At 66.2% G+C, this 18,866-nt stretch carries 24 protein-coding genes; 11 read left to right on the plus strand and 13 right to left on the minus strand.

Features of this window, described 5'->3' with window-relative positions; all coding sequences use genetic code 11:
- Positions 1-154 precede the first annotated feature (154 nt).
- Positions 155-1,465 carry an ATP-dependent protease ATPase subunit HslU gene (gene hslU, locus DDF70_RS07215; protein WP_114944196.1) on the minus strand — a complete coding sequence of 437 codons (1,311 nt, stop codon included), beginning with the start codon at positions 1,463-1,465 and terminating at the stop codon, positions 155-157.
- A 119-nt stretch (positions 1,466-1,584) separates the two neighbouring features.
- On the minus strand, positions 1,585-2,115 hold the full coding sequence (gene hslV, locus DDF70_RS07220) for an ATP-dependent protease subunit HslV (RefSeq protein ID WP_114944197.1): 531 nt from the start codon (positions 2,113-2,115) through the stop codon (positions 1,585-1,587).
- A 337-nt stretch (positions 2,116-2,452) separates the two neighbouring features.
- On the opposite strand from hslV, the gene hisB reads away from it, so the two are divergent.
- From hisB to DDF70_RS07265, 9 genes are all read left to right on the plus strand, one after another.
- On the plus strand, positions 2,453-3,040 hold the full coding sequence (hisB, locus tag DDF70_RS07225) for an imidazoleglycerol-phosphate dehydratase HisB (protein ID WP_114944198.1): 588 nt from the start codon (positions 2,453-2,455) through the stop codon (positions 3,038-3,040).
- Positions 3,041-3,113: 73 nt separating this feature from the next.
- Positions 3,114-3,605, plus strand: a complete 492-nt coding sequence (locus DDF70_RS07230; RefSeq protein WP_114944199.1) for a DUF2628 domain-containing protein — start codon at positions 3,114-3,116, stop codon at positions 3,603-3,605.
- Entirely contained in the window at positions 3,602-4,252 is a 651-nt protein-coding gene (gene hisH, locus DDF70_RS07235) for an imidazole glycerol phosphate synthase subunit HisH (RefSeq protein ID WP_114944200.1), read from the plus strand. The genes DDF70_RS07230 and hisH overlap by 4 nt, the downstream gene beginning before the upstream one ends.
- Complete coding sequence (hisA, locus tag DDF70_RS07240; protein WP_114944201.1) at positions 4,240-4,992, plus strand: 1-(5-phosphoribosyl)-5-[(5-phosphoribosylamino)methylideneamino]imidazole-4-carboxamide isomerase; 753 nt, start codon at positions 4,240-4,242, stop codon at positions 4,990-4,992. The genes hisH and hisA overlap by 13 nt, the downstream gene beginning before the upstream one ends.
- Positions 4,992-5,795 (plus strand): imidazole glycerol phosphate synthase subunit HisF, encoded by an 804-nt coding sequence (gene hisF, locus DDF70_RS07245; RefSeq protein ID WP_114944202.1) that lies wholly within the window; start codon positions 4,992-4,994, stop codon positions 5,793-5,795. Before hisA ends, hisF begins: the two co-directional genes overlap by 1 nt.
- Positions 5,796-5,828: 33 nt before the next feature.
- On the plus strand, positions 5,829-6,578 hold the full coding sequence (gene map / locus DDF70_RS07250) for a type I methionyl aminopeptidase (protein WP_114944203.1): 750 nt from the start codon (positions 5,829-5,831) through the stop codon (positions 6,576-6,578).
- Positions 6,579-6,585: 7 nt separating this feature from the next.
- Complete coding sequence (locus tag DDF70_RS07255; protein WP_114944204.1) at positions 6,586-6,906, plus strand: phosphoribosyl-ATP diphosphatase; 321 nt, start codon at positions 6,586-6,588, stop codon at positions 6,904-6,906.
- A 20-nt stretch (positions 6,907-6,926) separates the two neighbouring features.
- A complete protein-coding gene (gene coaA / locus DDF70_RS07260; RefSeq protein WP_114944205.1) occupies positions 6,927-7,901 on the plus strand; it encodes a type I pantothenate kinase in 975 nt (324 codons plus the stop codon).
- A 56-nt stretch (positions 7,902-7,957) separates the two neighbouring features.
- A complete protein-coding gene (locus DDF70_RS07265; RefSeq protein ID WP_114944206.1) occupies positions 7,958-8,452 on the plus strand; it encodes a YidH family protein in 495 nt (164 codons plus the stop codon).
- A gap of 42 nt (positions 8,453-8,494) precedes the next feature.
- Here the strand turns inward: DDF70_RS07265 and DDF70_RS07270 are convergent, their stop codons facing one another.
- Together DDF70_RS07270 and DDF70_RS07275 are read right to left on the minus strand one after the other, a co-directional pair.
- On the minus strand, positions 8,495-9,178 hold the full coding sequence (locus DDF70_RS07270) for a glutathione S-transferase family protein (protein ID WP_114944207.1): 684 nt from the start codon (positions 9,176-9,178) through the stop codon (positions 8,495-8,497).
- Positions 9,179-9,197: 19 nt separating this feature from the next.
- On the minus strand, positions 9,198-9,437 hold the full coding sequence (locus tag DDF70_RS07275; protein WP_114944208.1) for a DUF1127 domain-containing protein: 240 nt from the start codon (positions 9,435-9,437) through the stop codon (positions 9,198-9,200).
- Positions 9,438-9,557: 120 nt separating this feature from the next.
- Here DDF70_RS07275 and DDF70_RS07280 point away from each other — a divergent pair, with 120 nt between their 5' ends.
- Positions 9,558-10,487, plus strand: a complete 930-nt coding sequence (locus DDF70_RS07280) for a transcriptional regulator GcvA (protein ID WP_114944209.1) — start codon at positions 9,558-9,560, stop codon at positions 10,485-10,487.
- Positions 10,488-10,597: 110 nt separating this feature from the next.
- Here the strand turns inward: DDF70_RS07280 and DDF70_RS07285 are convergent, their stop codons facing one another.
- Genes DDF70_RS07285 through tsaB form a run of 4 tightly spaced genes read right to left on the minus strand, consistent with a single transcriptional unit; the run spans position 10,598 to position 13,050 of the window.
- The gene (locus tag DDF70_RS07285) at positions 10,598-11,368 is read right to left on the minus strand and encodes a lysophospholipid acyltransferase family protein (protein ID WP_114944210.1); all 771 of its coding nucleotides are present in this window, start codon (positions 11,366-11,368) and stop codon (positions 10,598-10,600) included.
- Positions 11,365-11,820, minus strand: coding sequence for a Fur family transcriptional regulator (locus DDF70_RS07290; protein ID WP_114944211.1), 456 nt, complete (start codon positions 11,818-11,820; stop codon positions 11,365-11,367). Before DDF70_RS07290 ends, DDF70_RS07285 begins: the two co-directional genes overlap by 4 nt.
- Positions 11,821-11,869: 49 nt before the next feature.
- The gene (locus tag DDF70_RS07295; RefSeq protein ID WP_114944212.1) at positions 11,870-12,355 is read right to left on the minus strand and encodes a GNAT family N-acetyltransferase; all 486 of its coding nucleotides are present in this window, start codon (positions 12,353-12,355) and stop codon (positions 11,870-11,872) included.
- An 11-nt stretch (positions 12,356-12,366) separates the two neighbouring features.
- On the minus strand, positions 12,367-13,050 hold the full coding sequence (tsaB, locus tag DDF70_RS07300; protein ID WP_114944307.1) for a tRNA (adenosine(37)-N6)-threonylcarbamoyltransferase complex dimerization subunit type 1 TsaB: 684 nt from the start codon (positions 13,048-13,050) through the stop codon (positions 12,367-12,369).
- 309 nt (positions 13,051-13,359) lie between these two features.
- Here tsaB and DDF70_RS07305 point away from each other — a divergent pair, with 309 nt between their 5' ends.
- On the plus strand, positions 13,360-13,944 hold the full coding sequence (locus tag DDF70_RS07305; protein WP_114944213.1) for an NUDIX hydrolase: 585 nt from the start codon (positions 13,360-13,362) through the stop codon (positions 13,942-13,944).
- A 75-nt stretch (positions 13,945-14,019) separates the two neighbouring features.
- Here the strand turns inward: DDF70_RS07305 and DDF70_RS07310 are convergent, their stop codons facing one another.
- From DDF70_RS07310 to murJ, 5 genes are all read right to left on the minus strand, one after another.
- On the minus strand, positions 14,020-14,610 hold the full coding sequence (locus DDF70_RS07310) for a malonic semialdehyde reductase (protein ID WP_114944214.1): 591 nt from the start codon (positions 14,608-14,610) through the stop codon (positions 14,020-14,022).
- 81 nt (positions 14,611-14,691) lie between these two features.
- Positions 14,692-15,252, minus strand: coding sequence for a NifU family protein (locus DDF70_RS07315; protein ID WP_009490724.1), 561 nt, complete (start codon positions 15,250-15,252; stop codon positions 14,692-14,694).
- Between the two features lie 271 nt (positions 15,253-15,523).
- On the minus strand, positions 15,524-16,021 hold the full coding sequence (locus tag DDF70_RS07320) for a universal stress protein (protein WP_170316041.1): 498 nt from the start codon (positions 16,019-16,021) through the stop codon (positions 15,524-15,526).
- An 81-nt stretch (positions 16,022-16,102) separates the two neighbouring features.
- On the minus strand, positions 16,103-17,143 hold the full coding sequence (gene trpS / locus DDF70_RS07325) for a tryptophan--tRNA ligase (protein ID WP_114944215.1): 1,041 nt from the start codon (positions 17,141-17,143) through the stop codon (positions 16,103-16,105).
- 162 nt (positions 17,144-17,305) lie between these two features.
- Positions 17,306-18,829 carry a murein biosynthesis integral membrane protein MurJ gene (murJ, locus tag DDF70_RS07330; RefSeq protein ID WP_114944216.1) on the minus strand — a complete coding sequence of 508 codons (1,524 nt, stop codon included), beginning with the start codon at positions 18,827-18,829 and terminating at the stop codon, positions 17,306-17,308.
- Positions 18,830-18,866: the final 37 nt, after the last annotated feature.

The raw sequence follows: 18,866 nt of genomic DNA on the forward strand, positions 1-18,866 counted from the left end.
CGCGGTCATTCCGGGGCGCCGCAGGCGAGCCCGGAACCCATAACCACGACGTAGAAGGCATGAGCGATCGGCGTCACGCGGTTTCCTTGGACCGGCAGCGGATATGAGTTCCGGGCCCGGCTCTTGCGAGCCGCCCCGGAATGACGGTCCGGTACTACAAAATAAACCGGCTCAGGTCCGTGTTCTTCGCCAGTGTCTCGACCTCGCCGCGCACATAGGCGGCATCGACGGTCACCGTTTCTCCCGAACGGTCGGGCGCGGTGAACGAGACGTCGTCGAGCACGCGCTCCAGCACCGTCTGCAGGCGGCGTGCCCCGATGTTCTCGACCGAGTTGTTCACGTCGACGGCCACTTGGGCAAGCGCATCGATGGCGTCGTCCGTGAAGACGAGGTTCACGCCTTCCGTCTGCATCAGCGCAACCGATTGCTTGATGAGGCTCGCTTCCGTTTCCGTGAGGATGCGCTTGAAATCCTCCACTGTCAGCGGCGAAAGCTCGACGCGGATCGGCAGGCGACCCTGCAGTTCGGGCAGAAGGTCGGACGGCTTCGACACATGGAACGCGCCGGAGGCGATGAAGAGGATGTGATCGGTCTTCACCGAGCCATGCTTCGTCGATACGGTCGTGCCCTCGATCAGCGGCAGCAGATCGCGCTGCACGCCTTCTCGCGACACGTCCGCGCCGGTGCGACCCTCGCGGCCGGCGATCTTGTCGATCTCGTCGAGGAACACGATGCCGTTGTTCTCCACCTGCCGCAGGGCTTCCTGGACGATGGCGTCCTGGTCGAGCATCTTGTCGGCCTCTTCCGTGACCAGCGGCTCGTAGGCCTCGCGCACGGTGGTGCGCCGGGTCTTGCGTTGTCCGCCGAAGGCCTTGCCGAACATGTCGGAAAGGTTGATCGCGCCGACCGAAGCCCCGGGCATGCCGGGAATCTCGAACATCGGCATCCCTTGCCCTCCGCCCGATTGCAGTTCAATCTCGATCTCCTTGTCGTCGAGCTCATTGGCGCGCAGCTTGCGCCGGAACGCATCGCGCGTGGCGGCGCTGGCGGTCGAGCCGACGAGCGCGTCGAGCACGCGCTCCTCAGCCGCCACATGCGCCTTCGCCTGCACCTGCCGGCGGCGCTCATCCTTCACGAGGCCGATGCCGATCTCCACCAGGTCGCGCACGATCTGCTCCACGTCGCGGCCCACATAGCCCACTTCCGTGAACTTGGTCGCTTCGACCTTGAGGAAGGGCGCGCCCGCAAGCTTGGCGAGGCGGCGGGAGATCTCGGTCTTGCCGCAGCCGGTCGGGCCGATCATGAGGATGTTCTTCGGCGCCACCTCTTCGCGCAGGCTGCCTTCGAGCTGCTGCCGGCGCCAGCGGTTGCGCAGGGCAATCGCGACCGCGCGCTTGGCGTCGTTCTGGCCGACGATGTAGCGGTCGAGTTCGGAAACGATTTCGCGGGGAGAAAACGTGGTCATGAGATGTCTTGGCTCAAAGAGTGATCGTCATTTCCGGACTTGATCCGGAGATCCGCGCCCATCGGCGTGGAGAGGGTAAAGACGTGGATGGCCGAGGGGTGCCCGACCATGACGGGCCATCAGGTTTCATCGAGCGTCTCGATGACGATGTTGGCGTTGGTATAGACGCAGATCTCGGCCGCGATGGCGAGGGACCGACGCACGATGGCTTCCGCGTCCATGTCGGAATCGGCGAGGGCCCTGGCGGCGGCCAGCGCATAATTGCCGCCGGAGCCGATCGCCATGATGCCGTTCTCCGGCTCCAGCACGTCGCCCGCGCCGGAGAGGAGCAGGCCCACCTCCTTGTCGGCGACGAGCATCATGGCCTCCAGGCGGCGCAGGTAACGGTCGGTGCGCCAATCCTTGGTCAGCTCGACGCAGGCGCGGGTGAGCTGACCGGGATATTGCTCGAGCTTGGCTTCCAGCCGCTCGAACAGGGTGAAGGCGTCGGCCGTGGACCCGGCAAAGCCGCCGATCACACCGCCCTTGGCGAGACGGCGGACCTTTTTCGCATTGCCCTTCACGACGGTCTGGCCGAGGCTCACCTGCCCGTCGCCGCCGATGACGACGCGGCCGCCCTTGCGGACCATGAGGATCGTGGTGGCATGCATGCGAGGGGTGGCGTCTTCGGACAAGGCAGAGGCTCCGGCGGGCAGGAAGGAAACAATCGTTCGGTCCCTCACTTAGTCATTCATAGCCTGAAAACAACGCGAATGCTTCGTGACGCCCTCCTTCGTCATCACCGGGCTTGTCCCGGTGATTTCGATTGCATGAAGCGCTGAGCTTGTCCGTATCGGGATGGCCGGCACAGGGCCGGCCACGACCTGGGAGGGCACCCCGACCTCATAACACCCTGAAAAGGGACGCATGCCGAACCACGCCCTGGGTGGCATTTCTCGTCGCAGCTTGCTAGAAGGCCCGTCTCTGGTTCCGCAAAGGATTTTGATGATGCGCTCCGCGAGCGTCAGCCGTCGCACCGCCGAGACCGATGTCGCCGTGTCGATTGCCCTCGATGGCACCGGCAAGGCCGAGATCTCCACGGGGGTCGGCTTCCTCGACCATATGCTCGAACTGTTTGCCCGACACGGTCTCTTCGACCTGACCGTGAAGGTGACCGGTGACCTGCATGTGGACCAGCATCATACGACCGAGGATACGGGCATCGCGCTCGGTCAGGCCATCCTGCAGGCGCTTGGCGATAAAAAGGGCATCTCGCGCTATGCCGACATCCATCTTCCGATGGACGAGACCTTGACGCGCGTCGCCCTCGACATCTCGGGCCGCCCCTTCCTGGTGTTCCGGACCACCTTCCCGACCGAGAAGATCGGCGTTTTCGACACCGAGCTGGTGCGCGAATTCCATCAGGCCTTCGCCATCAATGCGGGCCTGACGCTCCACGTGGAGACGCTCTACGGGGAGAACAGCCATCATATCGCCGAGAGCTGCTTCAAGGGCTTGGCACGGGCCTTGCGTCAGGCCGTGGCACTGGACCCAAGGGAAGAGGGCCGCGTTCCCTCCACCAAGGGTACGCTCTAAGTTCTAAGCAAGACCCCTGTCCGGCGGACACGCCAGCGTCACCTCACCGGACGGGACTTGAGGAAACGTCGCCATGACCACCTATACGCTGCACCTCCCGCGCGATGCGCGGCCGGGTGATCCGACGGCTCTGGAGGAATCCGAGCTCGTGAAGGATGCCTTCTCCTGGGGAGCCTTCTTCTTCACTTTCCTGTGGTTCTTCTACCACCGGCTCTGGCTCGCCGGGATCGGCGTGCTGGTCGTCGTCTTCGCCTTCGGCGGCCTCCTGACCCTGCTCGATGTGCATCCGCTCGCGGGTTCCATCGCTCAGCTCCTGCTGCAGGCCTTGATCGGGCTCGAGGCCAACAGCCTGCGACGCTGGACCTTAGACCGCCGCGGCCTGCCCCTGGTCGATGCGGTCACGGCGGAGGACCAGGACGAGGCGGAGGCCAAGGCCTTTGCCCGCTGGCTCGAAGCCAAGCCCTCCACGTTGCCGCGCACCCCGGCATCCCCAGCCGTCCTGTCCACCCCCCGGAGGTCCGAGCCGGTCATCGGCCTCTTTCCCGATGCGGAGCGTCCCCGGTGAGCGTCGTCATCATCGATTACGGGTCCGGCAACCTGCACTCCGCCGCGAAGGCTTTCGAGCGGGCGGCACGGGAAGCCGAGCTCGACCTCTCCATTACCGTCTCATCCGACCCGGCCCTCGTCGCCAAGGCGGACTGGATCGTCCTGCCGGGCGTCGGCGCCTTCGCCGATTGCCGCCGCGGCCTCGATTCCGTGCCCGGCATGGTGGAGGCGATGCAGCGGCGGGTCCACGAGGACAAGCGCCCCTTCCTCGGCATCTGCGTCGGCATGCAGCTCATGGCGACCCGGGGACTGGAGCATACGACGAGCTACGGGCTCGACTGGATCCACGGCGACGTGAAGCCCATCGTCCCGAGCGATCCGTCCCTGAAGATCCCGCATATGGGCTGGAACACGCTTGAAGTGGCGAAGCCGCACCCGCTGCTGGAGGGCATTCCGACCGGGCCTGACGGGCTTCATGCCTATTTCGTGCATTCCTACGCGCTTTCGCCGACGAACCCGGGCGACGTGGTCGCCACCACCGATTACGGCGGGCCGGTGACGGCCATCGTCGGACGGGACAACCTCGTCGGCACCCAGTTTCACCCCGAGAAGAGCCAGGCGCTCGGCCTCAAGCTCATCGCCAATTTTTTGAGGTGGCGCCCGTGATCCTTTATCCTGCCATCGATTTGAAGGAAGGCCGCTGCGTCCGCCTCATTCAGGGCGACATGGACCAGGCGACCGTGTTCAACGACGATCCGGCCGACCAGGCCGCCACTTTCGAGGCCCAAGGCTTCGAGTGGCTGCACGTGGTCGACCTCGACGGCGCCTTCGCCGGCAAGCCGATGAACGCCTCCGCCGTCGAGACCATCCTGAAACGCGTCTCGATCCCGGTGCAGCTCGGCGGCGGCATCCGCGACATGAAGACGGTGGACGGCTGGCTCGGAAAGGGCGTGTCCCGTGTCATCATCGGCACGGCCGCCGTGCGCGATCCGGCCTTCGTGCGGGAAGCCGCGCGCCTCCATCCGGGCAAGATCGCTGTCGGCATCGATGCCAAGGACGGGCTGGTCGCCGTGGAGGGCTGGGCGCAGACCTCGACCCTGTCGGCGGAGGAGCTCGGACGCCGCTTCGAGGATGCAGGCGTGGCCGCCATCATCTACACGGACATCGCCCGCGACGGCATTCTCAAGGGCCTCAACTTCCCGATGACCCTGGGGCTGGCCCGCGCCGTCTCGATCCCGGTCATCGCCTCGGGCGGGCTTGCCTCGATGGCCGATATCGAGCGCCTGACCCAGCCCGACTGCGCCGTCCTCAACGGCGCCATCTCCGGACGGGCCCTCTACGACGGGCGTATCGATCCGGAGGAGGCGCTTGCGCTGCTCCGCTCCGCGCGGAAGGAACCCGCCTGATGCTCAAGGTCCGTCTCATTCCCTGCCTGGACGTGAAGGACGGGCGCGTCGTGAAGGGCGTGCAGTTCGTCGATCTTGTCGACGCGGGCGATCCCGTGGAAGCGGCCAAGGCCTATGATGCGGCCGGTGCCGACGAACTCTGCTTCCTCGACATCACCGCGAGCCACGAGGCGAGGGGGATCCTGCTCGACGCGGTGCGGCGCACGGCGGAGGCCTGCTTCATGCCTCTCACCGTCGGCGGCGGCGTGCGCACGGTCGAGGACATCCGCAAGCTCCTGCTCGCCGGGGCCGACAAGGTCTCGATCAACACGGCGGCGGTGAAGAATCCGGATTTCGTGCGCGAGGCTTCGGAAAAGTTCGGTGCTCAATGCATCGTCGTCGCCATCGACGCCAAGAAGGTGTCGGAGGAGGGTGAGCCCGCGGCTTGGGAAATCTTCACCCATGGCGGTCGCACCGCCACCGGCATCGACGCCATCGCGTTCGCTAGGCAGGTGGCGGAACTGGGGGCAGGGGAGCTTTTGGTCACCTCCATGGACCGGGACGGCACCAAGGGCGGCTACGATCTCGCGCTTGTGCGCGCCATCGCGGACGGGGTCTCCGTGCCCGTCATCGCCTCGGGCGGCGTCGGCAATCTCGACCATCTGGTCGATGGCGTGAAAGATGGTCATGCCAGCGCCGTGCTCGCGGCGTCCATCTTCCACTTCGGCACCCACACGATTTCGGAAGCCAAGGGCTACATGGCCGGAAAAGGTCTCAAGATGCGGCTCGATGAGCCGGCGCGGGATCCCGCTCGTCGACATTGATGTCCGCCCCGGACAGAGGAAGGAATTTGGCCCATGACGGTCTCCAACGAGGATGATCTGAACAAGCTCCAGGAGATTGGCAGGATCGTCGCCAATACCCTGGAGGCCATGGCTGCGGCCCTCGAGCCGGGGATGACCACGGCGGAGCTCGACATGATCGGCCGCCGGCTCCTCGAACAGGCCGGTGCCCGTTCCGGTCCGGAGCTCGTCTACGATTTTCCCGGCGCAACCTGCATCAGCGTGAACGAGCAGGTTGCCCACGGCATCCCGGGACCCCGGCGGATCGAAGCCGGCGACCTCGTGAACATCGATATCTCGGCGGAAAAGAACGGGGTCTATGCCGATACCGGGGCCTCTTTCGCCGTTCCGCCGGTCACGAATGCCACGAAACGGCTCTGCCAGGACGGACGGCGCGCCATGTGGGTCGGCTTGCGCCAGGTCGGCGCCGACAAGCCGATCGCCGGGATCGGCCAGGCCATCGGGCAGTTCGCCGAGAAGAACGGCTATACCCTGGTCCGTAACCTGGCGAGCCATGGCATCGGCCATTCCCTTCATGAAGAGCCGGGGGAAATCCCCACCTGGCCGGACCGCTCGGAGCGCCGGATCATGAACGAGGGCCTCGTCTTCACGGTCGAGCCCTTCCTGTCGCTGGGTGCGAACTGGGCGACGGACGGCGACGATGAATGGACCTTGCTCAGCGAACCGCGCGCCCCGACAGTGCAATACGAGCACACGGTCGTCGCCACCCGCAACGGTCCCCTTGTCGTCACTTTACCGGGCTAGTCCAATCATGACCTCCTTCACCCTCGACGATCTCGCCCGCATCGTGGCCGAGCGCGCGGCCGCGCCGGCGACAGAATCCTACACGGCCAAGCTGATCGGCGGTGGGCCGGCCAAGGCGGCCAAGAAGCTGGGCGAGGAGGCCGTGGAAGCCGCCATCGCGGCCGTTCAGGGCGACCGGGCAAACCTCACGGCCGAGGCGGCGGATGTGCTGTATCATCTTTTGGTCGTGTTGCAGGGCGCGAATATTCCGCTAGTTGACGTGATGGCCGAATTGGAACGCCGCACCGCGCAATCGGGGCTCGCCGAGAAGGCCGCGCGCAAGCTGTGACCTCGCAGAAGGGGGCTCGCATGGACCAGCCCAACGTTGTTTCGCCCGAGATCGACGACGGCGTCTCGCCCTACCGCACGTTCACGCGCGATGAATGGGCGAAACTGCGAGCCGATGCGCCGATGACGCTGACCGCCGACGAGGTGATGCAGCTCCAGTCCCTCAACGATCCGATTTCCCTCGACGAGGTGGCGGCGATCTACCTGCCGCTCTCGCGCCTCCTGTCTCTCTACGTCGCGGCGACGCAAGGGTTGTTCAAGGCGACCCAGCGCTTCCTCCTCGCGGAGCATCAGGAGAAGGTGCCCTACATCATCGGCGTGGCGGGCTCGGTGGCGGTCGGCAAGTCCACCACGGCCCGCGTGCTGAAAGCCCTTCTGGCGCGCTGGCCCAACACCCCGAAGGTCGACCTCGTCACCACGGACGGGTTCCTCCTGCCCAATGCCGAGCTGACGCGCCTGGGACTGATGGAGCGCAAGGGCTTTCCGGAAAGCTACGACACGGGCAAGCTCCTGCATTTCCTCGCCGACATCAAGGCCGGCAAGCGCAACGTGAAGGCGCCGCTCTATTCGCACCTCGTCTATGACGTGGTGCCCGGCGAGGAAACGACTGTCGACCGGCCGGACATCCTCATCGTCGAGGGGCTCAACGTGCTCCAGCCGGCGCGCATGCCCAAGGACGGCACGGCCATTCCCTTCGTGTCAGATTTCTTCGACTTCTCGGTCTATATCGACGCCGACGAGATCGACCTGCACCGCTGGTACGTGAACCGGTTCCTGCGCCTGCGCCACACCGCCTTCCGGGATCCGCTGTCCTATTTCCGGCGCTATGCGGAACTCGCGGAAGCCGAGGCCATCGCCATCGCGGACGGCTTATGGAACCGGATCAACCTGGTGAACCTGCAGGAAAACATCGTGCCGACCCGCCAGCGGGCGAGCCTGATCCTCAAGAAGGGCCCGAGCCACCGGATCGAGACGGTGGCACTGAGAAGGCTTTGAGCGCGCCGACCTTTCCATAATCTTGGGCGTTGTGCCCCCAGATGAATGGAGGATGCATGACGCAGCCGGTCGAAGAAAAGCTCAAGCGCAGCGCAGAGAACGCCAGAGAGGCCGCCGAGCACACCCAGGAAGCGGCCGAACACACGCAGGCGGCGGCCAAGACGACCGCCAAAGCCAGCGTGCAGATGAAGGACAGCGCCGACCGGCGCACGGAACTCGCCGCCAACCGAACGGTCTTCGCCGCCGAGCGGACCTATGCGGCCTGGGTGCGGACGGGTCTGGCATCGCTCGCCTCCGGCATCGGGGCGAAGAAGCTCTTGGAGGGTGTGGTGCCGGACTGGATGATCGTCTCCACCGGCTCGGTCCTGGTCCTGTTCAGCGCCTTCTGCTTCACGGCCGCCGTCTGGCGCCAGGTCTTTACCGGCTCGCAGCCGCCGCAGCCGGACGTGCAGCGCATCCCGCCCTTCCTGCTTCTGGCCTTCAACGGCTTCCTGGCGCTCGTTTCGCTCGCCGCCTTGTTCAGCCTCTGGTTCGGGCGAACGGGTGGGTGAGGACGGATGTTACTCTTGCCGCGGGACGCGCTTCTGAAAGCTTCACTCCGCAAACGCCCCTTCGACCGGAGCCGACAATTCCGCATCCGCCGCACGGATTTCCTCGATCACACGCGCAAAAGCCGGTCGCGCTCTCAGCCTCCCGTACCAGGAGGCCAGCGCCTCGTGGCCCTTCAAGGACGGGCCGCCCAGGCGGCGGGTCCAGAAGACAGCCATGAAAACGGCGATGTCGGCAGCCGAGAAGGTGCCGCAGAGATAGTTCCTGCCCTCGAGTGCACGGTCGATCTCGGCAAAATGGCCGGCCAGAGCCGCTTCAGCCTCCCGGGCCTTGTCTTCCTTCGCGCTCCAGCGCTGCGGATCGTCGGGCTTCGGCTCGGTACGGTGCATCAGGAAGCGCAAGGGGGCCAGCATGACCTCGTCGCCGAACACATCGAAGAGCCGGCACCGGGCCCGCTCCACCGGCGTCTTCGGGTAAAGCGGCGGATCCGGATAGGCCTCGTCCAAGTATTCCAGGATCACGGTCGAATCGTAGAGCGACAGGTCCCCGTCGACGAGGACCGGGACCTGTGCCTTGGGGTTGATGGCCAGCACGTCCGGGTTCCTGGGGCTGTAGCCCGCGGTCTGCGTGAACGGCACCAGGATCTGCTCGAAAGCGAGTCCCTTCTCGTGAAGGCCGATCTCGACCTTGCGGGAGAAGAGACTCACCGGACCGGAATAGAGCTTCATTGGGGTGCCTTTCGAGACTTCATCGGCTGAAGGTGGCAGGCAGGTGATCCTGCCAGGAGGCGACATTCAAGACCTCAACGTCGGCTCGCGACAACCCGATATCGGCGAGTTCCCGGTCGTCCATCCGGTACAGGGCCTTGGCGTTCCTGCGCGCATCGAGCCAAGCTTCATACCTGAGCAGAAGCTGCAGCAGCACATTCCTGCGTTCGCGACGGGCCGATGCAAGCCCAAGATTTCCTGCGGCATATCCGATCGCCATGGGGGATCTCCTTCAACGGCGTTCCATTGAGGGAAATGTGCTCTCATGGTAGGTTATAAGCAAACGAGAAGTTCTTGCGCTATGCCCAAGGAAAACTTGGGCATGTCATCCGGATATCCTATGTCTCGCAGACGTCTTCCTCCGCTCAATGCCCTGCGCGCCTTCGAGGCGGCGGCCCGCCACCTGAATTTCGAGAAGGCGGGCGACGAGATCGCCGTCACGGCGAGCGCCGTGGGCCAGCAGGTGAAGGCGCTGGAGGCCTGGCTCGGGCGTCCTCTCTTCCTGCGCCAGCCCAGCCGCGGCGTGGCGCTGACGCCGCTGGGCGAGCATTACGCCGCCTCCCTGTCCGACATCCTCGACCGCCTCGACCATGCGACCGCGCAGGCCCTGCGGTCCGACCGGTCCAACGTGATCACGGTGAGTTCCATGCCGAGCTTCGCCGCGGGATGGCTGATCCCCCGGTTGGGCTCCCTGAAGGAGCAGCATCCCGACCTGGAGGTACGGGTCTCCGTCGATACGCGGCTGACGGACTTTGCCCGGGAGGACGTGGACGTGGCGATCCGCTTCGGCCGGGGGAACTATCCGGGCCTTCGCTCGAATCTCCTGATGGAGGAATATTTCTTCGCCGTCTGCAGCGCGTCGCTGCTGGGCGACCCCGACCGCCCCCTGAACGAGCCGGCGGATCTGCGCCACCACACCCTGCTGCACGAGAGCGTCTACAGCATCCCCGACTACACCACCTGGGATCGCTGGCTCGCCGCCGTCGGCGTCACCGGCCTCGACACCTCGCGCGGCCCGCGCTTTCCCCATACCTATCTCTGCCTCCAGGCCGCAGCGTCCGGCCAGGGCGTGGCGCTCGCGACCAACGTGCTGATCGGCGATTACCTGCAGGCCGGACGCCTCGTCCAGCCGTTTCCGCAGCAGGTGAAGGGATCCTACCAGTATTACGTCGTCTGCCCGGAAGCCACTGCCGACCGGCCCGCCCTCGCAGCCTTTCGGGGGTGGCTGTTGGAGGAGGCGGCGATGCATGCCGAGGCGGGGAGGGTGTAATCCAACTGTGTCATTCCCGGCCGGAGCGAAGCGCAGGGGAAGGGAATCCATCGTGCAGAGCTTGATGGTAGATCCCCTTCCCGCACTTCGTGCGCCGGGGATGACAACGGTCAAGCCGCCTTCAACGCCCGCCGCACCTCGGCCTCGGCGGAGGCTGTGGCCTGTTTGCGGTTGCCGTTGAAGGGGATCGGCTCGCCCCAGGTGACCACCACGTCGAGCGGGATGCCCTGGACGAACATCTTGAGATGGGGTCCAAGATCCATGTCGCCGTACCAGGCGATGAAGGGACGCTCGCGCCGGGTCACCGGCAGGCCGTTGCGGCCGGTATAGGAGATGGCGAGCGGCTGCAGATAAACGCGCTCGACGCTGTCGTGCATAAGCGCGGTCTGGGCCGCGCCCACGAGGGAGGAACGGAAGGGCAGGAGGCGGTTGCCGTCGCCGGTGGTGCCTTCCGCAAACAGCACGATCGCCTCGCCCTTCACCAGCCGGTGGGCGAGGGCGTCGTTCACCTCCGCGGTGGCCTTGCGGCGCTGGCGGTCGATGAAGACCGAGCGCTGGAGCCGCGCGAACAGGCCGACCACGGGCCAGGTCTCGATCTCCGACTTGGCGATGAACGAGAGCGGGCGCAGGGAGCCGATCACCGGGATGTCGAGCCAGGAGACATGGTTCGCCAGCACGATGGTGGGCGCCTTGCCCGGCGGCGTTCCCCGCTCGATCACGCGCACGTTGAAGAGCCTCATCAGGATCCTGTGAAACCACACGGGCAGCACATGCAGCACCGACGACCAGCCGAGGCGAAGGGCCAGGATCTGCAGCGGCACGAGCACGAGGCTGCACAGGCCGAGCAGCAGGAGCCGTAGGACGACACCGGGTTTCGTCACGCGTCGTCCTTGTCCAGGGGCACCGCGTAGAGCTCGAGCCGGTGATAGACGACCTTGTAGCCGAGTCGCTTGGCGATCTCGTTCTGCAGCGCCTCGATCTCCTCGGAGCGGAACTCGATCACATCGCCGGTCTCGAGATTGATGAGGTGGTCGTGGTGCTCCCGCGCCGCCTGCTCGTAGCGCGAGCGCCCGTCGCGGAAGTCGAGCCGGTCCAGGATGCCTTCGGTCTCGAACAGTTTGACCGTGCGATAGACCGTGGAGAGCGAGATCCGGTCGTCCACCGCGGCGGCGCGCCGGTGCAGCTCCACCACGTCGGGATGGTCCTCGGCCGAATCGAGAACCCGCGCGATGATCCGGCGCTGGCCCGTCATGCGCAGGCCCTTGTCGCGGCAGGCGCGCTCGATCGCATCAGACCGGCGCGGTTTGGCGGAGGTGCTGTTTCGTGTGACCAAGGCTTACTCGCTCCTTGGAGTGGCTTATAAGCGAGGGAAGCAAAGTGGGCTATAGGGCCAAAGCCATGGTGAGGGCCGCAACCTTCGTTCCGTCGGCTTTCCGATAATAGCCTTCCCGTCGCCCGACGTCCCGAAAACCGACGCGCCGGTAGAGGGCGATGGCGGGCGCGTTGCCCTCCTCGACCTCCAGATGCACACGGGCCACGCCCCGCCGGGAGAGCTCGTCGAGATGGCGGGAGAGGAGCGGGCGGGCAAAGCCCTTGCCCCGAGCCTCCGGCGCGATGGCGACCGTGATGATTTCCGCCTCGTCGAGCACGATCCGCGACAGGACGAAGCCTGCGGGTTTCGTCGCATGTCCGAGAAAAAGGCCATCGGCCACGACGCCGCGCTCGCCCAGCAGGCGCTCGAAATCCAGCGTGCTCCAGGCCCGCGCGAAGGCCGAGGCATGGATGGCCGCGAGCCGGGCCGCGGCCTCGGTCCCGACCGCTTCGATGCGCGGGGCGGGCGGATGGATGAAGCGGTCGAGGATGCTCATTGCGCGAGTTCTTATTGTCGGGCGATGCGGGCCCCGTCCTGCGGCTTGGCATCGGGCTCGCGCAGGTAAAGCGGCTTCGGCAACGCCTGGGTCGGATCGGCCAGGGCTCCGAGGCGGGCCACCCAGGCGATATCGGGAAAGCCCGAGACGTCGCTGATATGGGCCTCGACCCCTTGGGCGCGCGCTTCCGCGGCCAGCATGGCCGAGGCGGAGCCGGAGACCAGGATCGGACCGGAACCGAGGAGCCGGATGGCCTCGCGATAGGTCATGAGACCCGGCGGAATGATCGTGCGCCCGCCCGGCGCGATGGCCTGGATGTAGATATGGCCGTGCTTGGCGTCGATGGCGGCGGTGAAGAGCCCGCGCCTGTCGCCGACCATCATCGGGGCGAGGAAGGCCGAAAGCGTCGCGACCCCGACAACCGGGATCCCGGCCGCCAGGCCGATGCCGCGGGCGGCGCTGATGCCGACCCTCAGGCCCGTGTAGCTGCCCGGCCCGACCGTGACGGCGACCCGGTGCAGGCTCTCGAAACCGCCGTCGACCTGGGCGGAGAGCCGGTCGAGGAGCGGCATCAGGGCTTCCGCATGGCCGCGATCCATGGGGATGGTCTCGGCGGCCAGCGGCACGGTCTCTCCGGCCTCGATGATGCAGGCCGAACAGGCGCCGAGGGCGGTATCGATGGCAAGGACGCGCAACATTCGTCTCCGTCAGGTCTGCAGGATTCTTTAGAGCATGAAACGAACCGGAGAAACCCGCTTTCCTGCATCCTTCCTTCCCCGAGGTTTCTCTGACTGCTTGAGCTTTCCCGAGCCGTGATCGGGTGCAGGTCCCCATGTCGTCACCGGCCTCGTGCCGGCGATCCCGATTGATGGGAACACCGTGCTTTTCGGACCGGGATGGCCGGGACGGGCCGGTCACGACGGAGAGGAGGAGGACGACCCGGTCCGACCTTCAGGACATTTTTCTTCTTGAGTGTTGAGCGCCGGGAATTAGATGATCGGCTCATGACAGCGACACCCGACGATCACCCCTCCGACATCCGACCCTGGACCGTGAAAAGCTCGCGAGACGTGATTCGCGACCGTTGGGTCAAGCTGCGCGCCGACGATTGCGTGACCGCCGAGGGCGCGGAGATCGCGCCCTATTACGTGCTCGAATATCCGGATTGGGTTCACATCGTGGCTCTCGACGAGGAGGATCATGTCATCCTGGTCGAGCAATATCGCCACGGCTTCGGGGGCATATCGCTCGAAGTGCCGGCCGGGGCGATCGACCGGGAGGATCCGTCCGTGCTTGCGGCGGCGGCCCGCGAGCTGGAGGAGGAGACGGGCTACGTCGCGGAGCAATGGCGCTCTTTCGGCAAGCACTCGCCCAATCCCGCCACCCACACGAATTTCTGCCATACGGTGCTGGCGCTGGGTGCGCGCCCGTCCGGCAGGAAGCTGAACGATCCGACCGAGCAGATCAGGGTGGTGCGGGTGCCGGTCCAGGATGCCGCCCGACTCGCGGCCGAAGGCACCCTCACGAACGCGATGCAGATCGCCTCCCTGGCCATCGCGCTCAGCGCCATCGGCAAGTGGAGCCTGTAAGAGCATCGAACGCAAAAGTGGGAACCGGTTTTGCGTGTAAGGATGCGCAAAACCGAAAATCCGAAGCATCGGACGTTACGCGATGGAGCAGAACTCCTCGAAGGCGAGGCGCGGCTGGCGCGGATGAAGCTTTTCGGGAAGGCCGTAGCCGAGATTGATAAGGAAGTTCGACTTGAATTTGCCGTCGGGGAAGAAGGCCGCGTCGATTCCCTGGCGCGAAAAGCCGCCCATGGGGCCGCAATCAAGCCCGAGAGCCCAGGCCGCCATGATGAGATAGGCGCCCTGAAGACAGGAGCCCTGGAAGCCCGTCCGCTCGATCGCCTCGGGCTTGCCGGCGAACCAGCTGCGCGCATCGGGGCTGTTCGGCGCGAGGGTGGGGAGCGCCTCAAAGAACTCGGTGTCGTAGGCCACGATCACGGTGGCGGGCGCGCTCATGGTCTGGCGCACATTGCCCTCGTCGAGATGAGGCCTGAGCCTCTCCTTGGCTTCCCGCGACACCACGAAGACGAAGCGACCGGGCGAGGAATTGGCGCTGGTCGGCCCCAGCTTGGCGAGCTCTGCGATCTCGCGGAGGGTGGCCTCCGGGATCGGGCGGTCCTCCCACCAGCGGTGGGTGCGGCCCCCGCGGAAGAGCTGGTCGAGGGCGATGTCGGACAAAGCGGGCAACGGACGACTCCAAAGAAAAAGCGCGGCTGAATAAAGCCGCGCTTCGCTAACCGAACTCTTAAGACCGGATCAATCGGTCCGTCAGACCGCCTGCACCTCGCGCACGTCCGGCAGGAAGTGGCGCAGCAGGTTCTGGATACCGTGGCGCAGGGTGGCGGTCGAGGACGGGCAGCCCGAGCAGGCGCCCTTCATGACGAGGTACACGGTGCCGTCCTTGAAGCCGCGGAAGGTGATGTCACCGCCGTCGCCCGCCACCGCCGGGCGGATGCGGGTCTCGAGCAGTTCCTTGATGGTCTCGACCGTGGCGGCGTCGGCATCATCGAAGAACTCCTCGCCGTCTTCCTGCGAGGCGCCGTAGCCGTTGGCGAAGAGCGGCGCACCGGTCATGAAATGCTCCATGATCGCCCCGAGGATCGCGGGCTTAAGGTGCTGCCATTCGCCGTCCGCCTTGGTCACGGTGACGAAGTCGTAGCCGAAGAACACGCCGGTCACGCCCGGTACCGCGAAGAGCCGCTGGGCCAGGGGAGAGACTTCGCCCTGTTCAGGCGTCTTCGCCTCGAACGTGCCCTCGGGCATGACCACGCGGCCGGGCAGGAACTTCAGGGTGGCAGGATTGGGAGTCGCTTCAGTCTGGATGAACATCGCTTGTATCGTCCTCTGCGCCGGTTCAAGGCCGGCCGAGTGTGGGTGTTAGAATCGTTCTAACAGGTTCCAGTTCCAATGTGGAATGGAACGCGGTTGATTCCAAGGGGAGAATATAGACCTTGCGGGTACCCGAGGGCTGCAGCTTGACCTCTCCTACGTCATCACCGGCCTCGTGCCGGTGATCCCGATCCCTTGAAGCGCCGAGCCTCTCAGCATCGGGATGGCCGGGACGGGCCCGGCCATGACGTGGTGCGTGTCATTTCGGTCGTTACCCCGCCAGGGCGTCGATTTCCTCGTCCGTCAGGCTGCCCGGCACGATGACGATGGGGACCGGGAAGGAGGCGGCGGCCTTGCCGGCGAGGGTTGAGACCAGGGGGCCGGGGCCGTCCTTGGCGCTGCCGGCGGCGAGGACCAGGAAGGAGATGTCCTCGTCCTCGTTGATGAGCTTCATGATCTCGTCGGCCCGGTTGCCGACGCGGATCACCTGCTCCGGCTCGACGCCCGCGGCGCTGCGGGCCTCGCGGGCGGCGGCGTCGAGCTGCTTCTGCGCTTCTTCGCTCGCTTCCTCGATCATGGCCTCGCCGACGCCGAGCCATTCGAAATTGTCGGGCGGATCCACGACCGCGAGCATGATCATGCTCGCGCCCGTGCGGGCCGTGCGCCGGGAGGCGAAGTGGACCGCCCGGGCGCATTCCGGGGTCTGGTCGACCACCACCATGAATTTCGGCCGGTGGCCGGATTCGTAGGATCGGCGCTTGCCGCTCACGGAATGCTCTCCTGCATTACGAAAGATGCTGCCCTGCCGCTACGACAAGAGCAAGCCCAGTGCCTGCGCTAAATCCGGGCATCAGCGTGCGCGCACGAAGCCCACGATGTCCTTCACCGCATCCATGGTCACGGAGGCGAGCGCCCGAGCCCGTGCCGAACCGTCCGCCAGCACCGCATCGATATGGCCGGGATCGGCCATGAGGCGGCGCATCTCGTCGGCGACGGGCGAGAGCTTGGTCACCGCCACGTCCACGAGGGCGGCCTTGAAGCCGGAGAACTGCGATCCGCCATGCTGGCGCAGCACCTCTTCCGGCGTGGTGTCCATGAGGGCCGCATAGATCGCCACGAGGTTCTCGGCCTCGGGGCGGGCCTTCAGGCCCTCGACTTCGCCCGGCAGCGGCTCGGGATCGGTCTTCGCCTTGCGCACCTTCTGGGCGATGGTGTCGGCATCGTCCGTCAGGTTGATGCGCGAATAATCGGACGGATCCGACTTCGACATCTTCTTCGAGCCGTCGCGCAGCGACATGACCCGGGTGGCAGGCCCCTGGATCATGGGCTCGGTCAGCGGGAAGAAGGCATCGCCGAAGCCGTGGGCGGCGATCGATTCGGCCCAGTCGTTGTTGAATTTCTGGGCGATGTCGCGGGTCAGCTCCAGATGCTGCTTCTGGTCCTCACCGACCGGCACATGGGTGGCGCGGTAGACCAGGATGTCGGCGGCCATCAGGTTCGGATAGGCGTAGAGGCCGACGGAGGCGTTTTCCCGGTCCTTGCCCGCCTTGTCCTTGAACTGGGTCATGCGGTTGAGCCAGCCGAGGCGGGCCACGCAGTTGAACACCCAGGCGAGCTCCGCGTGCTGGGGCACCTGGGACTGGTTGAAAACGATGTGGCGCTTCGGGTCGATGCCGGCGGCGAGGAACGCGGCCGTCACCTCGCGGATCTGGCGGGTCAGGTCGGTCGGGTTCTGCGGCACGGTGATCGCATGCATGTCCACGACGCAATAGATGCAGTCATACTGCTCCTGCATGGCGACGAAGCGCTTGATAGCGCCGAGATAATTTCCGAGGTGGAGATTGCCGGTGGGCTGAACGCCCGAGAACACCAGCTCCTTGAACTGCGCCATCGTCTTGAACTCCCACAGGGTGCATGCGCAAGGCCGAACCGCCGACCGCCCCAGATTGTCTTGAAACCCGCATCGTTTCACGGCGAACCGGAGGCCGGTCGGCGCGACGATGCTCCTTTGAGGCGCGCGTTATGACAGGGCCGCGCCACGATGCAAGGGTTCTCACGCTTTTTTCGTGAGAGCGACCCAATCCTCGCGAGTGACGGCGCCGGTGGCCCAGGCCGCGAGCACATAAAGCGCGAGACCAGCCAGGCAGAGGCTTGCAAGGGACGCAATGCCCGTCTGCGGGAAAAGGGGGCCGGCCTCCACGAGACCAAGGCTCATCGCGAGAACCGCCAGAACGATCCGTATGGACCGCCCGGCCAGGGCCCGATCCGGCGCCCAGAGGCCGATCCGATTGAGGCCCGAGACGACGGCTGCCGCATGGCCGACGCATCCGGCGCTCACGCCGAGCGCGATCCCCGTCGGGCCGAAGGGCCAGGCGAGCAGCAGGGAGGCCGCGACGGTCAGGGCGAGACCGAGCATCGCCGCGACGAGAACCTCCTTGACGGAGCCGCGCGCGAACAGCGTCTGGCTCAGCACCTTGGCGGCGGTCGCAAAGGGCAGGCCCGCGCTCAGGGCCATCAGGACGAGGGCCGTGCCTTCGGCATCCGAGGATTGGAACGCGCCCCGCTCGAACAGCACGCTGCTCATGGGGCGGGCGAGGACGATCAGGGCTGCGCTGGCCGGCAGGGCGAGCAGCAGCGCCACCTCCAGGGCCCGGTTCTGCGCCGCCACGATGGCCTGCGTCTCTCCGGCCCGGTGGCGGCGGGCGAGTTCCGGCAGGAGCAGGCCCGAGCCGAGCGCGGCCATCAGGCCGAGGGGCAGCTGCATCACACGCTCGGCATAGTAGAGCCAGGACACGCCGGAGGGCCAGAACGAGGCGATCTGGGTGGCGGCCAGGATGAAGAGCTGCATCGCGCCACTCGCCAGGAGCACTGGAAAGCCGGCGAGCAGGAGGTTCTTCAGGAGAGGGGACCAGCGGGGTTTCCGGAAGCGGACCAGCCGGGTCTCGCCCATCCACAGGGCCGCGGCCACCAGGGCGAGCTGGACCAGGCCGGCCAGGCTCGACGCCAGGGCCAGCCATGCCGCCTTCTGCGCGAGCGGCAGGGAAAGGCCGGCTTCCATCCCGATCAGCACCAGGATCAGGCCGCCATTCACCGCGAGCGGCGCCAGGGCCGTGGCGGCAAAGCGCCCGCGCATGTTCAGGAGCGCAGCCCCGATGGACGCAAGGGTCACGGACAGGACGATCGGGAAGGAGAGGCGCGTGTAGAGCGCCACCAGCGCCAGGGCCTCGCCGTCGTCGTGCAGGCCCGGCGCGAGGACGAGGGCGAGCAGCCCTGCGCCGATTTCCACGAGAGCCGTGAGGCCGAGCAGGGCGAGCCCGAAAACGCTTAGCACGTCGCCGGCCGTGGTCGCCGCGTCGTCGGGCTCCAGATGACTGAGGGCCGGGATCAGGGCCGGATTGAGCCCGCCCTCGCCGACGACCCGGCGCACCAGGTTCGGCAGGCGGAAGGCGGCCAGAAACGCATCCGCCGCCGGGCCCGCGCCCAGGGCCTGCGCGAACAGCATGTCCCGGACGAAGCCGAGAACGCGCGAGGCCATCGAGCCGAGGCCGACCAGAAGCGAGGAACGGATGAGCGACATGCCCTCGCGGCTTAGCCGGTCTTAAGGGAAATGTCTA

This window comes from Microvirga calopogonii (assembly GCF_003347665.1).
GTDB classification, from domain to species: domain Bacteria; phylum Pseudomonadota; class Alphaproteobacteria; order Rhizobiales; family Beijerinckiaceae; genus Microvirga; species Microvirga calopogonii.

What these genes read in the sequence shown, in the direction of transcription:
- hslU (WP_114944196.1), bottom strand. Translation starts at nt 1,465, where the DNA reads ATGACCACGTTTTCTCCCCGCGAAATCGTTTCCGAACTCGACCGCTAC.
- hslV (WP_114944197.1), bottom strand. Translation starts at nt 2,115, where the DNA reads ATGCATGCCACCACGATCCTCATGGTCCGCAAGGGCGGCCGCGTCGTC.
- hisB (WP_114944198.1), top strand. Translation starts at nt 2,453, where the DNA reads ATGCGCTCCGCGAGCGTCAGCCGTCGCACCGCCGAGACCGATGTCGCC.
- DDF70_RS07230 (WP_114944199.1), top strand. Translation starts at nt 3,114, where the DNA reads ATGACCACCTATACGCTGCACCTCCCGCGCGATGCGCGGCCGGGTGAT.
- hisF (WP_114944202.1), top strand. Translation starts at nt 4,992, where the DNA reads ATGCTCAAGGTCCGTCTCATTCCCTGCCTGGACGTGAAGGACGGGCGC.
- map (WP_114944203.1), top strand. Translation starts at nt 5,829, where the DNA reads ATGACGGTCTCCAACGAGGATGATCTGAACAAGCTCCAGGAGATTGGC.
- DDF70_RS07255 (WP_114944204.1), top strand. Translation starts at nt 6,586, where the DNA reads ATGACCTCCTTCACCCTCGACGATCTCGCCCGCATCGTGGCCGAGCGC.
- coaA (WP_114944205.1), top strand. Translation starts at nt 6,927, where the DNA reads ATGGACCAGCCCAACGTTGTTTCGCCCGAGATCGACGACGGCGTCTCG.
- DDF70_RS07265 (WP_114944206.1), top strand. Translation starts at nt 7,958, where the DNA reads ATGACGCAGCCGGTCGAAGAAAAGCTCAAGCGCAGCGCAGAGAACGCC.
- DDF70_RS07270 (WP_114944207.1), bottom strand. Translation starts at nt 9,178, where the DNA reads ATGAAGCTCTATTCCGGTCCGGTGAGTCTCTTCTCCCGCAAGGTCGAG.
- DDF70_RS07275 (WP_114944208.1), bottom strand. Translation starts at nt 9,437, where the DNA reads ATGGCGATCGGATATGCCGCAGGAAATCTTGGGCTTGCATCGGCCCGT.
- DDF70_RS07280 (WP_114944209.1), top strand. Translation starts at nt 9,558, where the DNA reads ATGTCTCGCAGACGTCTTCCTCCGCTCAATGCCCTGCGCGCCTTCGAG.
- DDF70_RS07295 (WP_114944212.1), bottom strand. Translation starts at nt 12,355, where the DNA reads ATGAGCATCCTCGACCGCTTCATCCATCCGCCCGCCCCGCGCATCGAA.
- DDF70_RS07305 (WP_114944213.1), top strand. Translation starts at nt 13,360, where the DNA reads ATGACAGCGACACCCGACGATCACCCCTCCGACATCCGACCCTGGACC.
- DDF70_RS07315 (WP_009490724.1), bottom strand. Translation starts at nt 15,252, where the DNA reads ATGTTCATCCAGACTGAAGCGACTCCCAATCCTGCCACCCTGAAGTTC.
- trpS (WP_114944215.1), bottom strand. Translation starts at nt 17,143, where the DNA reads ATGGCGCAGTTCAAGGAGCTGGTGTTCTCGGGCGTTCAGCCCACCGGC.
- murJ (WP_114944216.1), bottom strand. Translation starts at nt 18,829, where the DNA reads ATGTCGCTCATCCGTTCCTCGCTTCTGGTCGGCCTCGGCTCGATGGCC.